We start from the raw sequence: 14,068 nt of genomic DNA on the forward strand, positions 1-14,068 counted from the left end.
GCCGCCGAACGGGCTCTGCTGGCGGCATCGGCCGAGAGCCGACCGCCAGCAGAGCCCGCTCGGCGTTTGCTCAGCTCTGTTCGTAGGTGCCGACGAGGTAGGCGCGGGCGATCGCGTGGCCGAACAGGTTGAATCCGAGATAGGCCGGGGTGGCGGTCTCGTCGATGTCGAGCCGCGGCACGTCGAGCGCGTGCACCGCGACGTAGTAGTGGTGCGGTCCGTGGCCGGCCGGTGGAGCTGCGCCCACGTACCGGGCGGAGCCGGCATCGTTGCGGAGCGTGACCGCGCCGGTCGGCAGGTCGGCGCCGGTGTCGCCGGCACCGGCAGCCAACGAGGTCGTGCCGACCGGAATGTTCGCAACCGCCCAGTGCCAGAAGCCCGAGGCGGTGGGCGCATCCGGGTCGTACACGGTGACCACGAAGCTCTGCGTGGCGTCTGGGAAGCCGGACCAGGACAGCTGCGGCGAGGTGTCGTCGCCGCCGGCCCCCATCAGGCCGCTGACCTGGGCATCGGCCAGCGGTTGGCCATCGGTGACATCGGTCGAGGTGAGTTCGAAGCCGGGCAGGTCGGGTAGGTCGGCGTAGGGGTTACGGGTCACCGGGTTCCTTTCGGGTCAGCTGTGCAGCAGGAAATGTTCGAGAACGCGAGTGCCGAACTCGAGGGCCGCCACCGGGACTCGCTCGTCCACGCCGTGGAACAGTGCGGCGAAATCCAGGTCCGGTGGCAATTGCAGCGGTGCGAAGCCGAAGCAGCGGATACCCAGCTTGGCGAACGCCTTGGCATCGGTACCACCGGACAGCATGTACGGCACTGCTCGTGCGGCCGGGTCGTGGAACAGCAGTGCGGCGTTCATCGCATCGACCAGGTCGCCGTCGAAGGTCGTGGTGTAGTCGTCGAGTTTGGTCACCCATTCGCGGGTGACCGCCGGGCCGATCAGCTCGTCCACCTCGCGTTCGAACGCCGCTTGCCGACCCGGGATCACTCGGCAGTCGACCACCGCGGTCGCGGTCTGCGGGATCACGTTCGCCTTGTAGCCGGCCTGCAACATCGTCGGGTTGGCCGTATCCCGCAGCGTCGCGCCCAGAATCCGGGCGATCCCCCCGAGCTTGCCGAGCTGGTCGGCCAGGTCGGGGGCGGCGGGGTCGAGCTCGATTCCGGTCTCCTGCGACAGCGCACGCAGAAACTCCGCGACGGTGTCGGTCATCACCAACGGGAAAGTGTGTGCGCCGAGCCGCGCCACCGCCTCGGCGATCCGGGTGACCGCGTTGTCGTCGTGCACGAACGAACCGTGCCCGGCTCGGCCGTGCGCGGTGAGCCGCATCCAGGCCAGGCCCTTCTCCGCGGTCTCGATCAGATACAGCCGCTTCTCGCCGCCGTCGCGGGTCGGCACAGTGAGCGAGAAGCCGCCGACCTCACCCACCGCCTCGGTAACCCCGGCGAACAGGTCCGGCCGGTGCTGCACCAGCCAGTGCGAGCCGAGGGCTCCCCCGGCCTCTTCGTCGGCGAGAAAGGCGAACACCAGCTCGCGGGGCGGCACCGTGCCCTCGGCCTTGAACTGGCGTGCCACCGCCAGCATCATCCCCACCATGTCTTTCATGTCGACCGCGCCCCGACCCCAGACGTAGCCGTCCTGGATCGCTCCGGCGAACGGATGCACGGTCCAGTCGGCGGGTTCGGCCGGTACCACGTCCAGGTGCCCGTGGAGCAGCAGGGCACCGCGGGACGGGTCGGCGCCGGGCAGCCGGACGAACACGTTGCCCCGGCCCGGTCCGCCCGATTCGACATACTCCGGCTGATAGCCGACATCGGCGAGTTGCTGCGCCACCCATTGCGCGCATTCGCGCTCGCCCTTGGTGGTTTCCGGCTCGCCGGTGTTGGAAGTGTCGAATCGGATCAGCGCGGCGACCAGTTCGACGACCTCGTCCACGGCGCGCGACATCCGTTCTTCCTACCATCGGGACGTGGCCGCCGTACCCGGGTCCCGGGGATTAGGCCGAGCCCGACGGATCGGCTAGTCTTGCCAGGCGAACCGCGGCAGTACCAGCGGTGCAGCATGTCCGAGTGGCGGAATGGCAGACGCGCTAGCTTGAGGTGCTAGTGCCCTATTAACGGGCGTGGGGGTTCAAGTCCCCCCTCGGACACCGCATAAAAGCCATGCGAAATCGTTGATGGTTCGCGTATTCAGTTGGCGAACCTGTCTTTGATCGACTCGCATGCTGTGGGCACCCCGGTGGCCTGTCCACCTTCGTGGCAGATTGGTTTTCGACGATCCGGCAAGTGCCACCCGCCGGGCGCGGACGACATCCGGCAAATGCGTGAGCGGACTCCAGCTGCCGGCGTCGCCGCGGCCCGTCCACCCTCGGGTGGAGGGATCGGGGCACAGAGCCATCACCCGTCAACGCCGACCTCTTCGAACTCGACGACGACGAACGATCGCTCTACCACGACCCTCGTCGAAGACGTCCTCGGCTATCGCTGCGCTATCCCGTTGCCGCGAGCGCTACCACCGAGGTCTGACTGCCGAAGGCGAACGACATCGAGACCGCCAGGTCCACGTCCGCAGGCCGCCGGCCCTCGCCGACATGGTCGTGGTCGCATTCGGGGTCGGGCTCGGTCAGGTTGATGGTCGGAGCGAGGGTCTGATGTTTCAACATCAGACTGGTCGCCGCGACATTGATGATTCCGGCGATGCCGAACGTGTGCCCGTAGATCGGCTTGTTGGAACTGATCGGTGGCAGCGCGGTTACCTCGCGGTCGTCGTACAATACCCGCAGGGCCCGTGACTCGGCGAGGTCGTTGAACCGCGTGGCGGTGCCGTGTGCGCAGTAGTAGTCCACGTCGTCCGGGGTCCGCCCGACATCCTCGAGCAGCTCACCGATCAGGCCGGCGGTGATCTTGCCGGTCAGGTCCATGGTCGTCGCGTGACCGGCCTCGTTCAGGGTGCGTTGGCCCAGCACCGTGGCGTACGGGGTGGCACCGCGCGCCTCCGCGTGAGCGCGGCGTTCCAGGCACAGGACCACCGATCCCTCGCCGAGCGCGAAACCCTCCCGGTCCCGGTTGTACGGCCGTACCGCCCGGGTCGGGTCGTCCCGCTCGGCCGAGATCACCCCCGAACCGAGCGCCTGGTAGCAGCGAACCACCTCGGCGAGGATCGGGAACTCGTGGCCGCCGACGAGCATCACGTCCGCCGCGCCGACCTGCAGTTCACGCAGCGCGATCCCGACTGCCTGATGCCCGCCGACGCAGGCGTTGCTGACCGTGGTGACCAACCCCTCGGCCCGGGTGTAGATCGCCGACAGACTCGCCGGCGTGCCGGGCAGCCCGCGGAACATGGCCCCCTTGTCGGCGAATGCGGTCGAATCGTCGCCCAGGATCGCCGCGCGCCACCAACCCAGCGGGCCGCGGGAGGACGACATCACCACGCCGAGCCGCCGCGGATCCACGTCCAGGGCAGCCAGTCCGGCGTCGCGGCGGGCTTCGGCGACCGCGGACATGGCCACGAGCACCTCGCGCGAGTACTTGTCGGCATGCGTATCGGAAAGCTCCGGCAGGTACGGGTGATGGTCGAAATCGGCGAGCTCGGCCGCGGTGTAGATCGGCACATCGAACTCGGCCGGATCGAACCGGGTAACGGGGCCGACCTGTGAACGGCCACCGGAAATATTTCCCCAGAAGTCGTCGACGGTCCTGGTGTTCGGCAGGATGACACCGATCCCGCTCACCACCACCTCGTCACCGAACATCATGTCGAGCCTCCTGTCCCGAGCGGCGTCGGCTCGGCTCACTCATCCGGTGCCTCGCCGGTGGGCGAGTTTACCGGTCGAGCGAATTCCGCTCATCCGCGGGCAGAACCAAAAAGCTTGGTAGACAGTATTTTTGAGCTGCATCCTGGACCGGAACTCGCTCTCCTTCGGCACGTCGGGCAGCCCGGCCCGCGACACGCCGCCTCCTCGGCCACGTCGATCACCGTCGTGGCCCGAATCCCGTCGAGGAACCCGAATATCCCCGGGCTCCCCGCTCGCTACGCTTCGTCGACTGGGGCAGCCGGTGGGTACCGCACGACGGGCGGCGGAGGCCGGACTCAACACCATCTGGGTGGTGTTTCTGGTCGACTATCTGGCGCGGTTGGCGGCGGCCGACCGCCGCGCCCACTGGTTAGTCACGCACCTCGACGAACTCGCGGCCGTGGTGTTGCCGATGTTTCGCACTCTCCAGGTGTTGCGGCTGGTCACGCTTCCCCGGGTGCTCGGCCGCAGTATCGGGCAGGGTTTCCGCGACCGGGTTGCCATGTACACCGGCGTGTCCACCTTGCTGCTGCTCTATCTCGGTGCGCTCGCAATACTGGCGGTCGAGCGGGATGCCGACGGCGCGACGATCCGGTCGTTTCCCGACGCGCTGTGGTGGTCGGGATGATGGCGGGCGGCGGCGCGCTGCACGGCGTCGTGACCGCCACCCTGGCTGCCTGGCTCGTCGATCGAGCGGACACGGCGCGTGCGCGGCGCGAGGAGATAACGCAGGAAAATGTCGGTCGGCTCGGCGGCGAGATCGCCGCGTTACGCGAGGAAGTGCGTCGGCTCGGCGAGTCGCTGGCACCCCGTGACGCCGGGTGACCAGCGAGCTCGGACGGTCGCGGCTCAGGCCGACGACGAATCCCCCGCGTCGAGCCGACTCAACGCGTCGAGTACCCCGTCCACGCCCGGATTGACCGCCGGCGGCGAGAGGTGGCACCAGCGGATCACACCCGCGCCGTCCAGCACGAACAGAGCCCGGCCGGCGAAGCCGCCGGTCGACTCGTAGATGCCGTACTCCCGGGCGACCACTCCCTTGGGCTCGAAGTCGGCCAACAGCTCGAACCCGATCGCCCGGTCCGCCCGATACGCCTGGTGGCTCCAGACGCTGTCCACCGAGATCCCGAGCACGGTCGCACCGTGCTCGCCGATCCGCGACAACGCCTCGGTGAACACCACCAACTCGTCGCTGCAGACCGGGCTCCAGTCGAACGGATAGAACACCAGCACCACCGGCCGGCCCCGCAGCTCCGACAACGTGACCGACCGCTCGGGGGTCGTCGGCAAGGTGAAATCGGGTGCCGTAGTCCCGGCGGGCAGGATCTCGGCAGGGGACGTGGAGTTTTCGGTCATGCGCCGAGTCTGGCACGTACGGCGTTACTTCGGGACCGGCACCGGGCCCACGTCCCAGATGTCGTCGCAGTACTCGGCGATCGCCCGGTCGGAGGAGAACTTGCCGCTGCGAGCCGAGTTGTAGATCGACATCCGCGTCCAGCCGGCCGAATCCGCCCATGCGGCGCTCACCCGCTCCTGGGCTTCGAGGTAGGCGGCGTAATCGGCCAGCACCAGGAACGGGTCGTCGCGGTAGAGGTTGTCCACCACCGGACGTAGCACCTCGGTGTCGCCGTGGGTGAAGGTGCCGTCGCCGATCAGTCCGAGTACCGCGGCCAGCTCCGGATTGCCGTCGACGTAGTCGGCCGGGCGGTAGCCGTCCCGCTTGATCTGCTCGACTTCGTCGGCGGTCCGGCCGAACAGGAAGAAGTTCTCCGGCCCGGCCTCGTCCCGGATCTCCACGTTTGCGCCGTCCAGAGTGCCGATGGTCAGCGCCCCGTTCATCATGAACTTCATGTTGCCGGTGCCGGACGCTTCCTTGCCGGCGGTGGAGATCTGCTCGGAAAGATCGGCTGCCGGGTAGATCAGCTCCGCGTTCTGCACGTTGAAGTTCGGCACGAACGCCACCCGCAGGAACCGGTTCACATCCGGGTCGTTGTTCACTCGTTCGCCGACCGCATTGATCAGTTTGATGATCCGCTTCGCCAGGAAGTATCCCGGCGCGGCCTTGCCGCCGAAGACGAAGGCCCGCGGTGCGATGGTGGCGTCCGGGTCCTGCTTGAGCCGGTGATACAGCGTCACGATATGCAGCACGTTGAGGTGCTGACGCTTGTACTCGTGAATCCGTTTGACCTGGATGTCGAACAGCCAGTCGGGGTTCAGTTCGATGCCGGTGTGCTCGTGTACGTACCGGGCCAACCGGGCCTTGTTGCCCCGTTTGACCTCGCGCCACTGCCGCTGGAACGTGGGATCGTCGGCAAACGGTTCCAGCTCGCGCAGCCGATCGAGGTCGGTGAGCCAGCCGGGGCCGATCGTCGCATCCAGCAGTTCGCGTAGTCCGGGGTTGGCCCGCGCCAGGAACCGGCGCGGCGTGACGCCGTTGGTCTTGTTGCCGAACCGCTCCGGCCACAGCTGGTAGAAGTCGGCCAGCACGCTGTGTTCCAGCAACTCGGTGTGCAGTGCCGCGACCCCGTTGATCGCGTGGCTGCCGACCGTGGCCAGGTGTGCCATCCGGACGGTCTTCCCGCCCTCCTCACCGATCAGCGACATCCGCCGCAGCCGCGCCTCGTCGCCGGGGAACGCCGCCCGCACCTCGTCGAGGAACCGCCGGTTGATCTCGTAGATGATCTCCAGGTGTCGGGGCAACGACTCGTCGAACATCGCCAGCGGCCAGGTTTCCAGGGCCTCCGGCAACAACGTGTGGTTGGTATAGCCGAAGGTCGCCACCGTGATCGCCCACGCCTCGTCCCAGTCCAGCCGACGCTCGTCGACCAGCAGCCGCATCAGTTCGGCGACGGCGATCGACGGGTGGGTGTCGTTGAGCTGCACCGCGAATCGTTCCGGTAGCGCGCGCACCGAGGTGCCGGCCAGGTCGTCGAGGATATGCAGGATGTGCTGCAGCGAGCAGGACACGAAGAAGTACTGCTGCAGCAGTCGGAGCCGCTTGCCGGCCTCGGGCTCGTCGTTCGGATACAGCACCTTGGTGACGGTCTCCGAGTTCACCTCGTCCTCGACCGCCTTGTAGTAGTCGCCCGTGTTGAACGCCGCCAAGGCGAACGAATCGACCGCGTGCGCGCTCCACAGCGTCAGCACGTTGCAGGTGCGCACGTCGTAGCCCTGCACCGGGGTGTCGTAGGCGACGCCGCGCAGCACCCGGCCGGGCACCCAGCGCACCCGGTCGACGTCGCCGGCGTCACGATAGTGTTCGCTGTAGCCTCGCCAGCCCACCCGATAGCTCACGTCCGGCTTGGCGATTTCCCACGGATTGCCGGCCACCAGCCAGTTGTCGGTCTTCTCCACCTGCCAGCCGTCGCGGATCTCCTGATCGAAGATGCCGTACTCGTATCGGATGCCGTAGCCGATCGCCGGCCGTTCCAGCGTGGCGAGGGAATCGAGGTAGCACGCGGCGAGTCGCCCCAGCCCGCCGTTGCCCAGGCCGGGCTCCTCCTCGCAGGCCAGTACCTCATCGAGATCCTGGCCGAGTTCGGCCAGGGCGGTCGCCGCCGCTGCCTCGATGCCGAGGTCGAGCAGGTTGACCCCGAGCTGTGGGCCCATCAGGAATTCCGCCGAGAAGTAGCAGACCACCTTGTGGCCGAGCTCCAGCGACGTCCGGGTGGAGGCAACCCGGTTGTCCTGCATCCGGTCCCGGACCGCCAGCGCGAGCGCGCGGTAGTAGTGCTCGGGGCGCAACGTAGCGGCCGGCCGGCCGATCGAGTACCGCAGGTGGTCGACGATCCCCCGACGGATCGAGTCGGGGTCCATCCCGGTGCGGCTGTGGCTGCGGGTCTGCTCCGGCGTCGACTCCGACGAGGGGCCGGACGCGGATGATGCGAGATCGGTCACCGCTCGATCGTCACACCCGCGGCTGCACGGCGGGTGAACTTGCGCAGAAGGCTCGACACCGGCCCACATCCCGCACCGGTTCACCGACGGCGGTTCAATCGATACGTGCGGGTACTGCTGGTGGACGACGAGGAACGGCTGGCCGAGACGCTGCGTCGGGGCCTGACCGAAGCCGGCTTCGTCGTCGAGCTCGCCGGCGACGGTCACGAAGGACTGGAGGCTGCCACCGTCGGCGAGTTCGATGTGGTGGTGCTCGACATCATGCTGCCCGGACTCAGCGGGTACCGGGTACTGCGCGAGCTGCGGGCCCGCGAAGTGTGGACGCCGGTGCTGATGTTGTCGGCCAAGGACGGCGAGTACGACCAGGCCGATGCGTTCGACATCGGCGCCGACGACTACCTGACCAAGCCGTTCTCCTTCGTGGTGTTGATCGCGCGACTGCGGGCGTTGGTACGGCGCGGCGCACCGGCTCGGCCGGTCGTGCTGCGTGCCGGCGACCTGGCGCTGGATCCGATGCGTCGGCGGGTGACCCGGGGCGAGGTCCCGATCGACCTCACTCCCCGCGAATTCGGCCTGCTGGAGTTTCTGCTACGGCATCGGGACGCCGTGGTGACCAAGTCGACGATTCTGCGCGGGGTCTGGGATGCCCACTACGACGGCGGCGACAATGTGGTCGAGGTGTACGTCCGCTATCTCCGCCGCAAGATCGACATTCCGTTCGGGGTGTCGTCGATCGAGACGGTGCGCGGCGTCGGCTACCGGCTGGTCGATTCCTGATCCAACGGCAGCTCGACGGTGAACACCACGCCACCCCCGGGCCGGTCGGCCACCTCGACGGTGCCGCCGTGCGATCGCACCACCTCGGCGACGATCGCAAGTCCGAGCCCACTGCCCCCCGCATTGCGCGTGCGATGCTCGTCGAGCCGAACGAACCGACGGAAGATCCGCTCCCGATCTGCCTCGGGAATGCCCGGCCCGTCGTCGGCGACGATCAACCGTGCGTGGCGGCCGACGTCGCGACAGTCGAGCTCGACCATGTCGGTGGCGTGCCGCACCGCGTTGTCCACCAGGTTGCGTACGACCCGAGCGAGCGCGGCCCGGTCACCGCGCACTCGACACGGTTGCACGGTCGCGACTACTCGCGGGGCCGAACGGCCGACCAGCCGCCGGCGCTCCGCGAACACCAGATCGTCGAGGTCGACATCGACCCTACGGAGCCGCCCTGCTCGCTCGTCGGCGCGCGCGAGCAGCAGCAGATCGTCGACCAGCAGTCGCAGCCGGTGCACCTCCGGGATCAACGTCCGCGCCGCGATCGTGCCGTCCGGTCTCGTACCGGCAAGGTCGAGGGCGGCCGAGATGGTCGTGATCGGGCTGCGTAGCTCGTGCGAGGCATCACTGACGAACCGGCGTTGCGCGAGTTGCGCCGCCTCTGCCCGCTCGAGCATCTCGTTCATCGTCTCGGCCAACAGCGCCACCTCGTCGCGAGCGGCCGGGACCGGGACCCGCCCGCTGAGGTCGCTGCCGGAGATCGCCGCGACTCGCCGTCGCATCGTCTCGACCGGCCGCAACGCGGCGCCGACCAGTCGGGACGTCCCGACGACCACGAGCAGCACGATCACCGGCGAACCGACGGCGAGCAGTGCGATCACCCGGTACACCACGGTCTCGATCGGCTCACGGTCGGCGCCGACCAGCACGGTTATCGCGCCGTCCCGGCCCGCCGCACCCTGACCGACCACGAAGTAGTCGAACGCGTCGTCATCTGGTGTCCGGCGCCCGAACGATCGTGTTTCCCCGCGAACCAGCGACACCGAAACCAGGGGCGTGCGCGGGGCACCGTTGGACGCCGTGAGCACTCGACCAGCCGGGTCGACCAACTGGACCGCGCCGACCTGGCCGTCGGTGGCGAGCAATGGCAGGTCCAACCCGGCGGCCGGTTCGCTGCGGAGTTGAGCGGCGATCTGGTCGGCCCGGGATTGCGCCGCGCCGATCGCACCGAGCTCGAGCGAGCGATACAGCACCGACACCAACGCGGCTGCAGCGAGCAGTAGCCCGATGCCGACCACCAGCGCGGCGGCCAGCGCCGAGCGTGTCCGCAGCCGCCAGTGCACCGGGGTCAGCCATCGGGACGCCACCCGACGAGTCTGCCGGGTGGATCACGTCCGACGGTTACCGGTTCTCAGCGGCTTCTCAGCTCCCGAGTGACAACCTGCGCCGGTGCAAACGACAGGTGAGTTGGCGCCATCCGAGCCCATGCCCATTCGACCCGATGCCGACGGGCGTCCGACCGAAGTGCGGTACCCGCGGTGAGCGGGCTCGGCTATCTCGAGGCGATCGCGGTCGGCGCCCTGCAGGGCGTCACCGAGTTGTTCCCGGTGTCCAGCCTCGGTCATGCGGTGCTGATTCCGGCGATCGTCGGTGGACAATGGGCGACCGACCTGAACGTCTCCCGGCCGGAGTCGCCCTACCTGGCGTTCATCGTCGGCCTACATGTGGCGACGGCAGCCGCGTTGCTGCTGTTTTTCCGGCGGGACTGGGTGCGGATCATCGGCGGCTTCGTCAGCTCGCTACGCCACCGCCGGGTCGAGACCGCCGACGAGCGGCTGGCCTGGTTGATCGTGCTGGCCACCATCCCCGTCGGAATCTCCGGTCTGGCGCTCGAACACCTGTTTCGCACGACCCTCGGCAAGCCGGCACCTGCCGCAGCCTTTCTGATGCTCAACGGTGTGGTGCTCTACGTCGGCGAGCGGCTCCGCCGCGTCGCGGATCGTCAGCCGGTTCTCGTCGGCGCCGACGGGGGCGAGAGCGGCCGCACCGATCCGGACCGAGCCGACGCCCGCCTGTCCGAGATGCCGTTGCGGGACGGGATCGTGATCGGCTGCGCGCAGATCCTCGCGTTGCTGCCCGGCATCAGCCGATCCGGGGTGACGATGGTCGCCGGGCTCGGCCGAGGACTTTCCCACGAGGACGCCGCTCGGTTCTCTTTTCTGCTCGCCACACCGGTGATCCTCGCTGCCGGTGTGTTGAAGATCCCGGACCTTTTCGGGCCACTCGGCGACGGAATCCACGGTCAAGTCATGGCCGGCAGCGTCGTCGCGTTCGGCAGCGCCTATCTGGCGGTGCGGTTCCTCACCCGCTATTTCCACGCCCACACGCTCACGCCGTTCGCGATCTACAGCGTGTTCGCCGGTGTCGGCGCCCTCGTGTGGCTCGGCATCCACTGACCCTCGGATCGGAGCAAGAAAGTCATGACCGACAACAGCCCGACCGCAAGCCGCTTCGGGGTTGACCGACAGCTCAGCAAGGTGCCCGAGGTCACCGTCTGGTTCTGGGTGATCAAGATTCTCTGCACCACCGTCGGCGAGAGCTTTGCCGACTGGATCAGCCTGACCCTGGGTGTCGGGCTGAACCGGACTGCGGTGATCTTCACCGTGCTACTGCTCGTCGTCCTGAGTTATCAGCTGCGGTTACCCCGGTACGTGCCGGGCGTCTACTGGTCGACCGTCGTGGTGCTGAGCGTGAGCGGCACGCTTTACACCGACATCCTCACCGACATCCTCACCGACAGCCTGGCGGTGCCGCTGGCGGTGAGCACCAGCTGTTTCGCGGTGCTCCTCGGGGTCGTGTTCGGTATCTGGTACGCCCGTGAACGAACCTTGTCGATTCACAGCATCGTGACCCGGCCCCGCGAGCTGTATTACTGGCTCGCGGTGCTGGTCACCTTCGCTCTGGGCACCGCGATCGGCGACTGGACGCTATCGATCACCGGCTGGGGTCCTGGCACCTCGGTGCTCTTGCCGGCCGGCTTGATCGCCGCAATTGCAGTGGGCCGGCGACTGGGCGCGAACGCTGTGTTGTCGTTCTGGCTGGCCTATATCTTGACCAGGCCGCTCGGCGCCAACCTCGGTGACTGGCTTGCATCGCCGGTAGCCGACCACGGTCTGGGGATGGGTACTGCGCTGACCAGCGTCATCTTTCTGCTGGCGATCCTTCTGGTGGTCGGCTACCTCACCTGCACCAAGCGCGACGTGATCAACGACCGACCGACTCCCGCGCCGCGGCCGGCCCGTGAACCGCTGATGCTCGGCTACTACCTGGTGGTCGCGGTGGCGACCGGGCTACTGCTCGGGTGGGCGGCCGCGCAACCGCACGACGCCGGGTCCGGCACGGAGGAGACCGGCGGCTCCGCAGCCCCAGCGCTCGCTCCGGGCGCGGCCACCGCGCGTTTCCCCGCCGACACCGTCGCAAGTTTCCGAGCGATCACCACGGATATCCTTGATCGAGTTCGATCGGGCGACCAAGCTGGCGCGCGGGCTCGAATCACGGATCTGGAAACGGCCTGGGACGATGCTCAGCCGAGGCTCCAACCGCTCGACGAGGCAGGCTGGGGCGCAGTCGATCAGCGGATCGATGCGGCGTTGACGGCCGTGCGGGCGAATCCGCCGGACTCGACCGCCGAGATCGGAGCGCTCACGGCGCTATCGAGCACGCTTTAGTCGACGATCGTGGTCGCCACTCTGCGTGCCGCGTGGGAAACGTGTGCGGCGCGCCGAACTCGGGCGGATCGCCGGCTGTTGCGGAGGCTCCTGGTGCGGAGTTCGGTGGGCGGCGGTGTCGGGAGGTGCTTGCGGATGCGTTATAGATCACGCCGTACGAGGCGTCGGCTTATGGAGAGCGATGAGTAGTGCCGCGTTGTTCGCGGCGGTGTTTCTGGCCTGCCTCGTCGAGGCGGTCGAAGCGCTGACCATAGTGCTCGCCGCCGGCACCGCCAGAGACTGGCGCTCGGCCATCACCGGGGTGCTCGCCGGGCTGGCGATCCTGGCCGGTGCGGTGGCGATACTGGGTACCGCATTGACCGAGCTACCCCTCGACGGCTTGCGGCTGGTCGTCGGCGGGCTGCTGCTGGTATTCGGCCTGCAGTGGCTGCGCAAAGCGATCCTGCGCGCCGGCGGGTGTAAGCCACTGCGCGACGAGCAGGCGGCCTTCGAGACGACATCTGCCGCGGCGAGAGCGGCCGGTGCCCCCGACCACCGCGGCCTGGTCCGCGACTGGTACGCATTCACGCTCGCGTTCAAGGGCGTAACGCTCGAGGGCTTGGAAGTAGTTTTTATCGCGCTCACCTTCGGCAGCGCCCAGCGCGACATCTCGCTGGCGGCGATCGCTGCGCTGGCCGCCTCGATGCTGGTAGTGGTCGCCGGGTTCCTGATCCGAGCTCCGCTGGCACGAGTCCCCGAAAACGCGATGAAGTTTGCGGTCGGTGTCATGCTCACCGCCTTCGGCCTCTTCTGGGGCGCCGAAGGCGCCGGCGCACACTGGCCTGGTGGTGAGGTCGCGCTGTTGGTGATCGTGCCGGGGGTGGCATTGTACGCCCTGGCGTTGGTCGCTTGGCTGCGGGGAGCCGGACCCACGATCCAGTCCGCACGAGAGGGATCACAGCATGACTGACCGTGTGCGGACGTTCGCCGCGTTCTGGTACGACTTCGTCGTCGGTGACGACTGGCGAATCGCCGTCGGCGTGCTGCTGGGGCTACTGGCCACCCTGGTGGTATCACACTACAGCGTGCTACCGGCGTGGTGGATCATCGTCGCGGCGACCGCGATCCTGCTGCCGACGAGCATCGTGCGGGCGATCCGCTAGCGCTACCTGGATCGATCCGCCGCGAAGTCCGCACCTTGGAAGACCATGCCGTTGACCGCGTACACGCTGTGCAACACATTCGGTTGGCCGACCCCGGCGCCGTCGCAGATCGTGTCGCCCGGCATGCAATATTCCACGGTCTTGCTGCGGTAGCGCTCGCCGATCGTCACCGCCGGAGCCCCGGCATCGCGCATCCATCGATCCGACGGCTTGCCGAACAGCACGACCGCAGACACGTGGTCGGCCATCGCGGCCGGCATCGGTGGTGGCACATACTGCGCGTACTGGGACGGCACCTCGGTCGGCATCCGGTCCATGGTCGCGAACCCCGTGACCACGGCGCCTTGCGAATACCCGGCAAGGACAATCTTGGTTCCGGGGCAGCCCGCGACGACCGACTCGATGCGCCGTTGGGTGTCGCGGATGCCGTCGACGGCGGTCCGGGCAATTTCCATCGGATCGCCGAAATTCGCGCTCGCCGCGTAGTTGACCCCGTACGACTCGACCGACCGGCCGACTGCCCGAGCGCGCAACGCTTCGACGAATACGGCGCCGTTGATTCCCGGGCCGGGCGGCTCGGCCGTACCCCGCGCGAAGACCACCTCGATGTCCGGACACGGCCCGGCGGCCGCCGGCACAGCGGCCGCCGGCAACAGCGGTACTGCGCCTGCTGCGATGGCGACTCCGACGATTCGAGCCAAACGACCGATGATCATGGCCCGCAGAGTACCGGGTGTCGAGGCGACAC

The 14,068-nt window shown here is 68.1% G+C and carries 14 protein-coding genes and 1 tRNA gene; 8 read left to right on the plus strand and 7 right to left on the minus strand.

Annotated elements, in window-relative coordinates:
- Nucleotides 1–70: 70 nt before the first annotated feature.
- Together KV203_RS09865 and KV203_RS09870 are read right to left on the minus strand one after the other, a co-directional pair.
- Complete coding sequence (locus tag KV203_RS09865; RefSeq protein WP_066469943.1) at nucleotides 71–598, minus strand: YbhB/YbcL family Raf kinase inhibitor-like protein; 528 nt, start codon at nucleotides 596–598, stop codon at nucleotides 71–73.
- A 15-nt stretch (nucleotides 599–613) separates the two neighbouring features.
- Nucleotides 614–1,939, minus strand: a complete 1,326-nt coding sequence (locus tag KV203_RS09870) for a M20/M25/M40 family metallo-hydrolase (protein WP_066469941.1) — start codon at nucleotides 1,937–1,939, stop codon at nucleotides 614–616.
- Nucleotides 1,940–2,055: 116 nt separating this feature from the next.
- Between KV203_RS09870 and KV203_RS09875 the strand changes: the two genes are divergently transcribed.
- Nucleotides 2,056–2,141: transfer RNA gene (locus KV203_RS09875), tRNA-Leu, on the plus strand.
- 339 nt (nucleotides 2,142–2,480) lie between these two features.
- Here the strand turns inward: KV203_RS09875 and KV203_RS09880 are convergent.
- Nucleotides 2,481–3,746 (minus strand): beta-ketoacyl-[acyl-carrier-protein] synthase family protein, encoded by a 1,266-nt coding sequence (locus tag KV203_RS09880; RefSeq protein WP_083530017.1) that lies wholly within the window; start codon nucleotides 3,744–3,746, stop codon nucleotides 2,481–2,483.
- A gap of 301 nt (nucleotides 3,747–4,047) precedes the next feature.
- Between KV203_RS09880 and KV203_RS09885 the strand changes: the two genes are divergently transcribed.
- Together KV203_RS09885 and KV203_RS09890 are read left to right on the plus strand one after the other, a co-directional pair.
- On the plus strand, nucleotides 4,048–4,413 hold the full coding sequence (locus tag KV203_RS09885; RefSeq protein ID WP_066469939.1) for a hypothetical protein: 366 nt from the start codon (nucleotides 4,048–4,050) through the stop codon (nucleotides 4,411–4,413).
- Nucleotides 4,410–4,610, plus strand: a complete 201-nt coding sequence (locus KV203_RS09890) for a hypothetical protein (RefSeq protein WP_157079785.1) — start codon at nucleotides 4,410–4,412, stop codon at nucleotides 4,608–4,610. The genes KV203_RS09885 and KV203_RS09890 overlap by 4 nt, the downstream gene beginning before the upstream one ends.
- Nucleotides 4,611–4,634: 24 nt before the next feature.
- On the opposite strand, the gene KV203_RS09895 is transcribed toward KV203_RS09890, so the two are convergent.
- Both KV203_RS09895 and KV203_RS09900 read right to left on the minus strand, forming a co-directional pair.
- Nucleotides 4,635–5,141, minus strand: a complete 507-nt coding sequence (locus KV203_RS09895) for a redoxin domain-containing protein (RefSeq protein ID WP_066469936.1) — start codon at nucleotides 5,139–5,141, stop codon at nucleotides 4,635–4,637.
- Nucleotides 5,142–5,165: 24 nt separating this feature from the next.
- Nucleotides 5,166–7,601 (minus strand): glycogen/starch/alpha-glucan phosphorylase, encoded by a 2,436-nt coding sequence (locus KV203_RS09900; RefSeq protein WP_066470157.1) that lies wholly within the window; start codon nucleotides 7,599–7,601, stop codon nucleotides 5,166–5,168.
- Between the two features lie 186 nt (nucleotides 7,602–7,787).
- Between KV203_RS09900 and KV203_RS09905 the strand changes: the two genes are divergently transcribed.
- The gene (locus KV203_RS09905; RefSeq protein WP_066469935.1) at nucleotides 7,788–8,459 is read left to right on the plus strand and encodes a response regulator transcription factor; all 672 of its coding nucleotides are present in this window, start codon (nucleotides 7,788–7,790) and stop codon (nucleotides 8,457–8,459) included.
- Here KV203_RS09905 and KV203_RS09910 read toward each other — a convergent pair.
- Nucleotides 8,438–9,817, minus strand: a complete 1,380-nt coding sequence (locus KV203_RS09910) for a sensor histidine kinase (protein WP_066469933.1) — start codon at nucleotides 9,815–9,817, stop codon at nucleotides 8,438–8,440. The genes KV203_RS09905 and KV203_RS09910 overlap by 22 nt on opposite strands.
- A 171-nt stretch (nucleotides 9,818–9,988) precedes the next feature.
- On the opposite strand from KV203_RS09910, the gene KV203_RS09915 reads away from it, so the two are divergent.
- From KV203_RS09915 to KV203_RS09930, 4 genes are all read left to right on the plus strand, one after another.
- Nucleotides 9,989–10,906: an undecaprenyl-diphosphate phosphatase gene (locus KV203_RS09915; protein WP_066469930.1), complete on the plus strand. Its 918-nt coding sequence runs from the start codon at nucleotides 9,989–9,991 to the stop codon at nucleotides 10,904–10,906.
- 24 nt (nucleotides 10,907–10,930) lie between these two features.
- A complete protein-coding gene (locus KV203_RS09920; RefSeq protein WP_066469927.1) occupies nucleotides 10,931–12,178 on the plus strand; it encodes a COG4705 family protein in 1,248 nt (415 codons plus the stop codon).
- A 181-nt stretch (nucleotides 12,179–12,359) separates the two neighbouring features.
- Nucleotides 12,360–13,127, plus strand: a complete 768-nt coding sequence (locus KV203_RS09925; RefSeq protein WP_066469925.1) for a COG4280 domain-containing protein — start codon at nucleotides 12,360–12,362, stop codon at nucleotides 13,125–13,127.
- On the plus strand, nucleotides 13,120–13,320 hold the full coding sequence (locus KV203_RS09930) for a hypothetical protein (RefSeq protein ID WP_066469921.1): 201 nt from the start codon (nucleotides 13,120–13,122) through the stop codon (nucleotides 13,318–13,320). Before KV203_RS09925 ends, KV203_RS09930 begins: the two co-directional genes overlap by 8 nt.
- 2 nt (nucleotides 13,321–13,322) lie before the next feature.
- Here KV203_RS09930 and KV203_RS09935 read toward each other — a convergent pair whose 3' ends face one another.
- On the minus strand, nucleotides 13,323–14,036 hold the full coding sequence (locus tag KV203_RS09935; protein WP_066469919.1) for a cutinase family protein: 714 nt from the start codon (nucleotides 14,034–14,036) through the stop codon (nucleotides 13,323–13,325).
- Nucleotides 14,037–14,068: the final 32 nt, after the last annotated feature.

The organism is Skermania piniformis (assembly GCF_019285775.1).
Classification (GTDB): Bacteria; Actinomycetota; Actinomycetes; order Mycobacteriales; family Mycobacteriaceae; genus Skermania; species Skermania pinensis.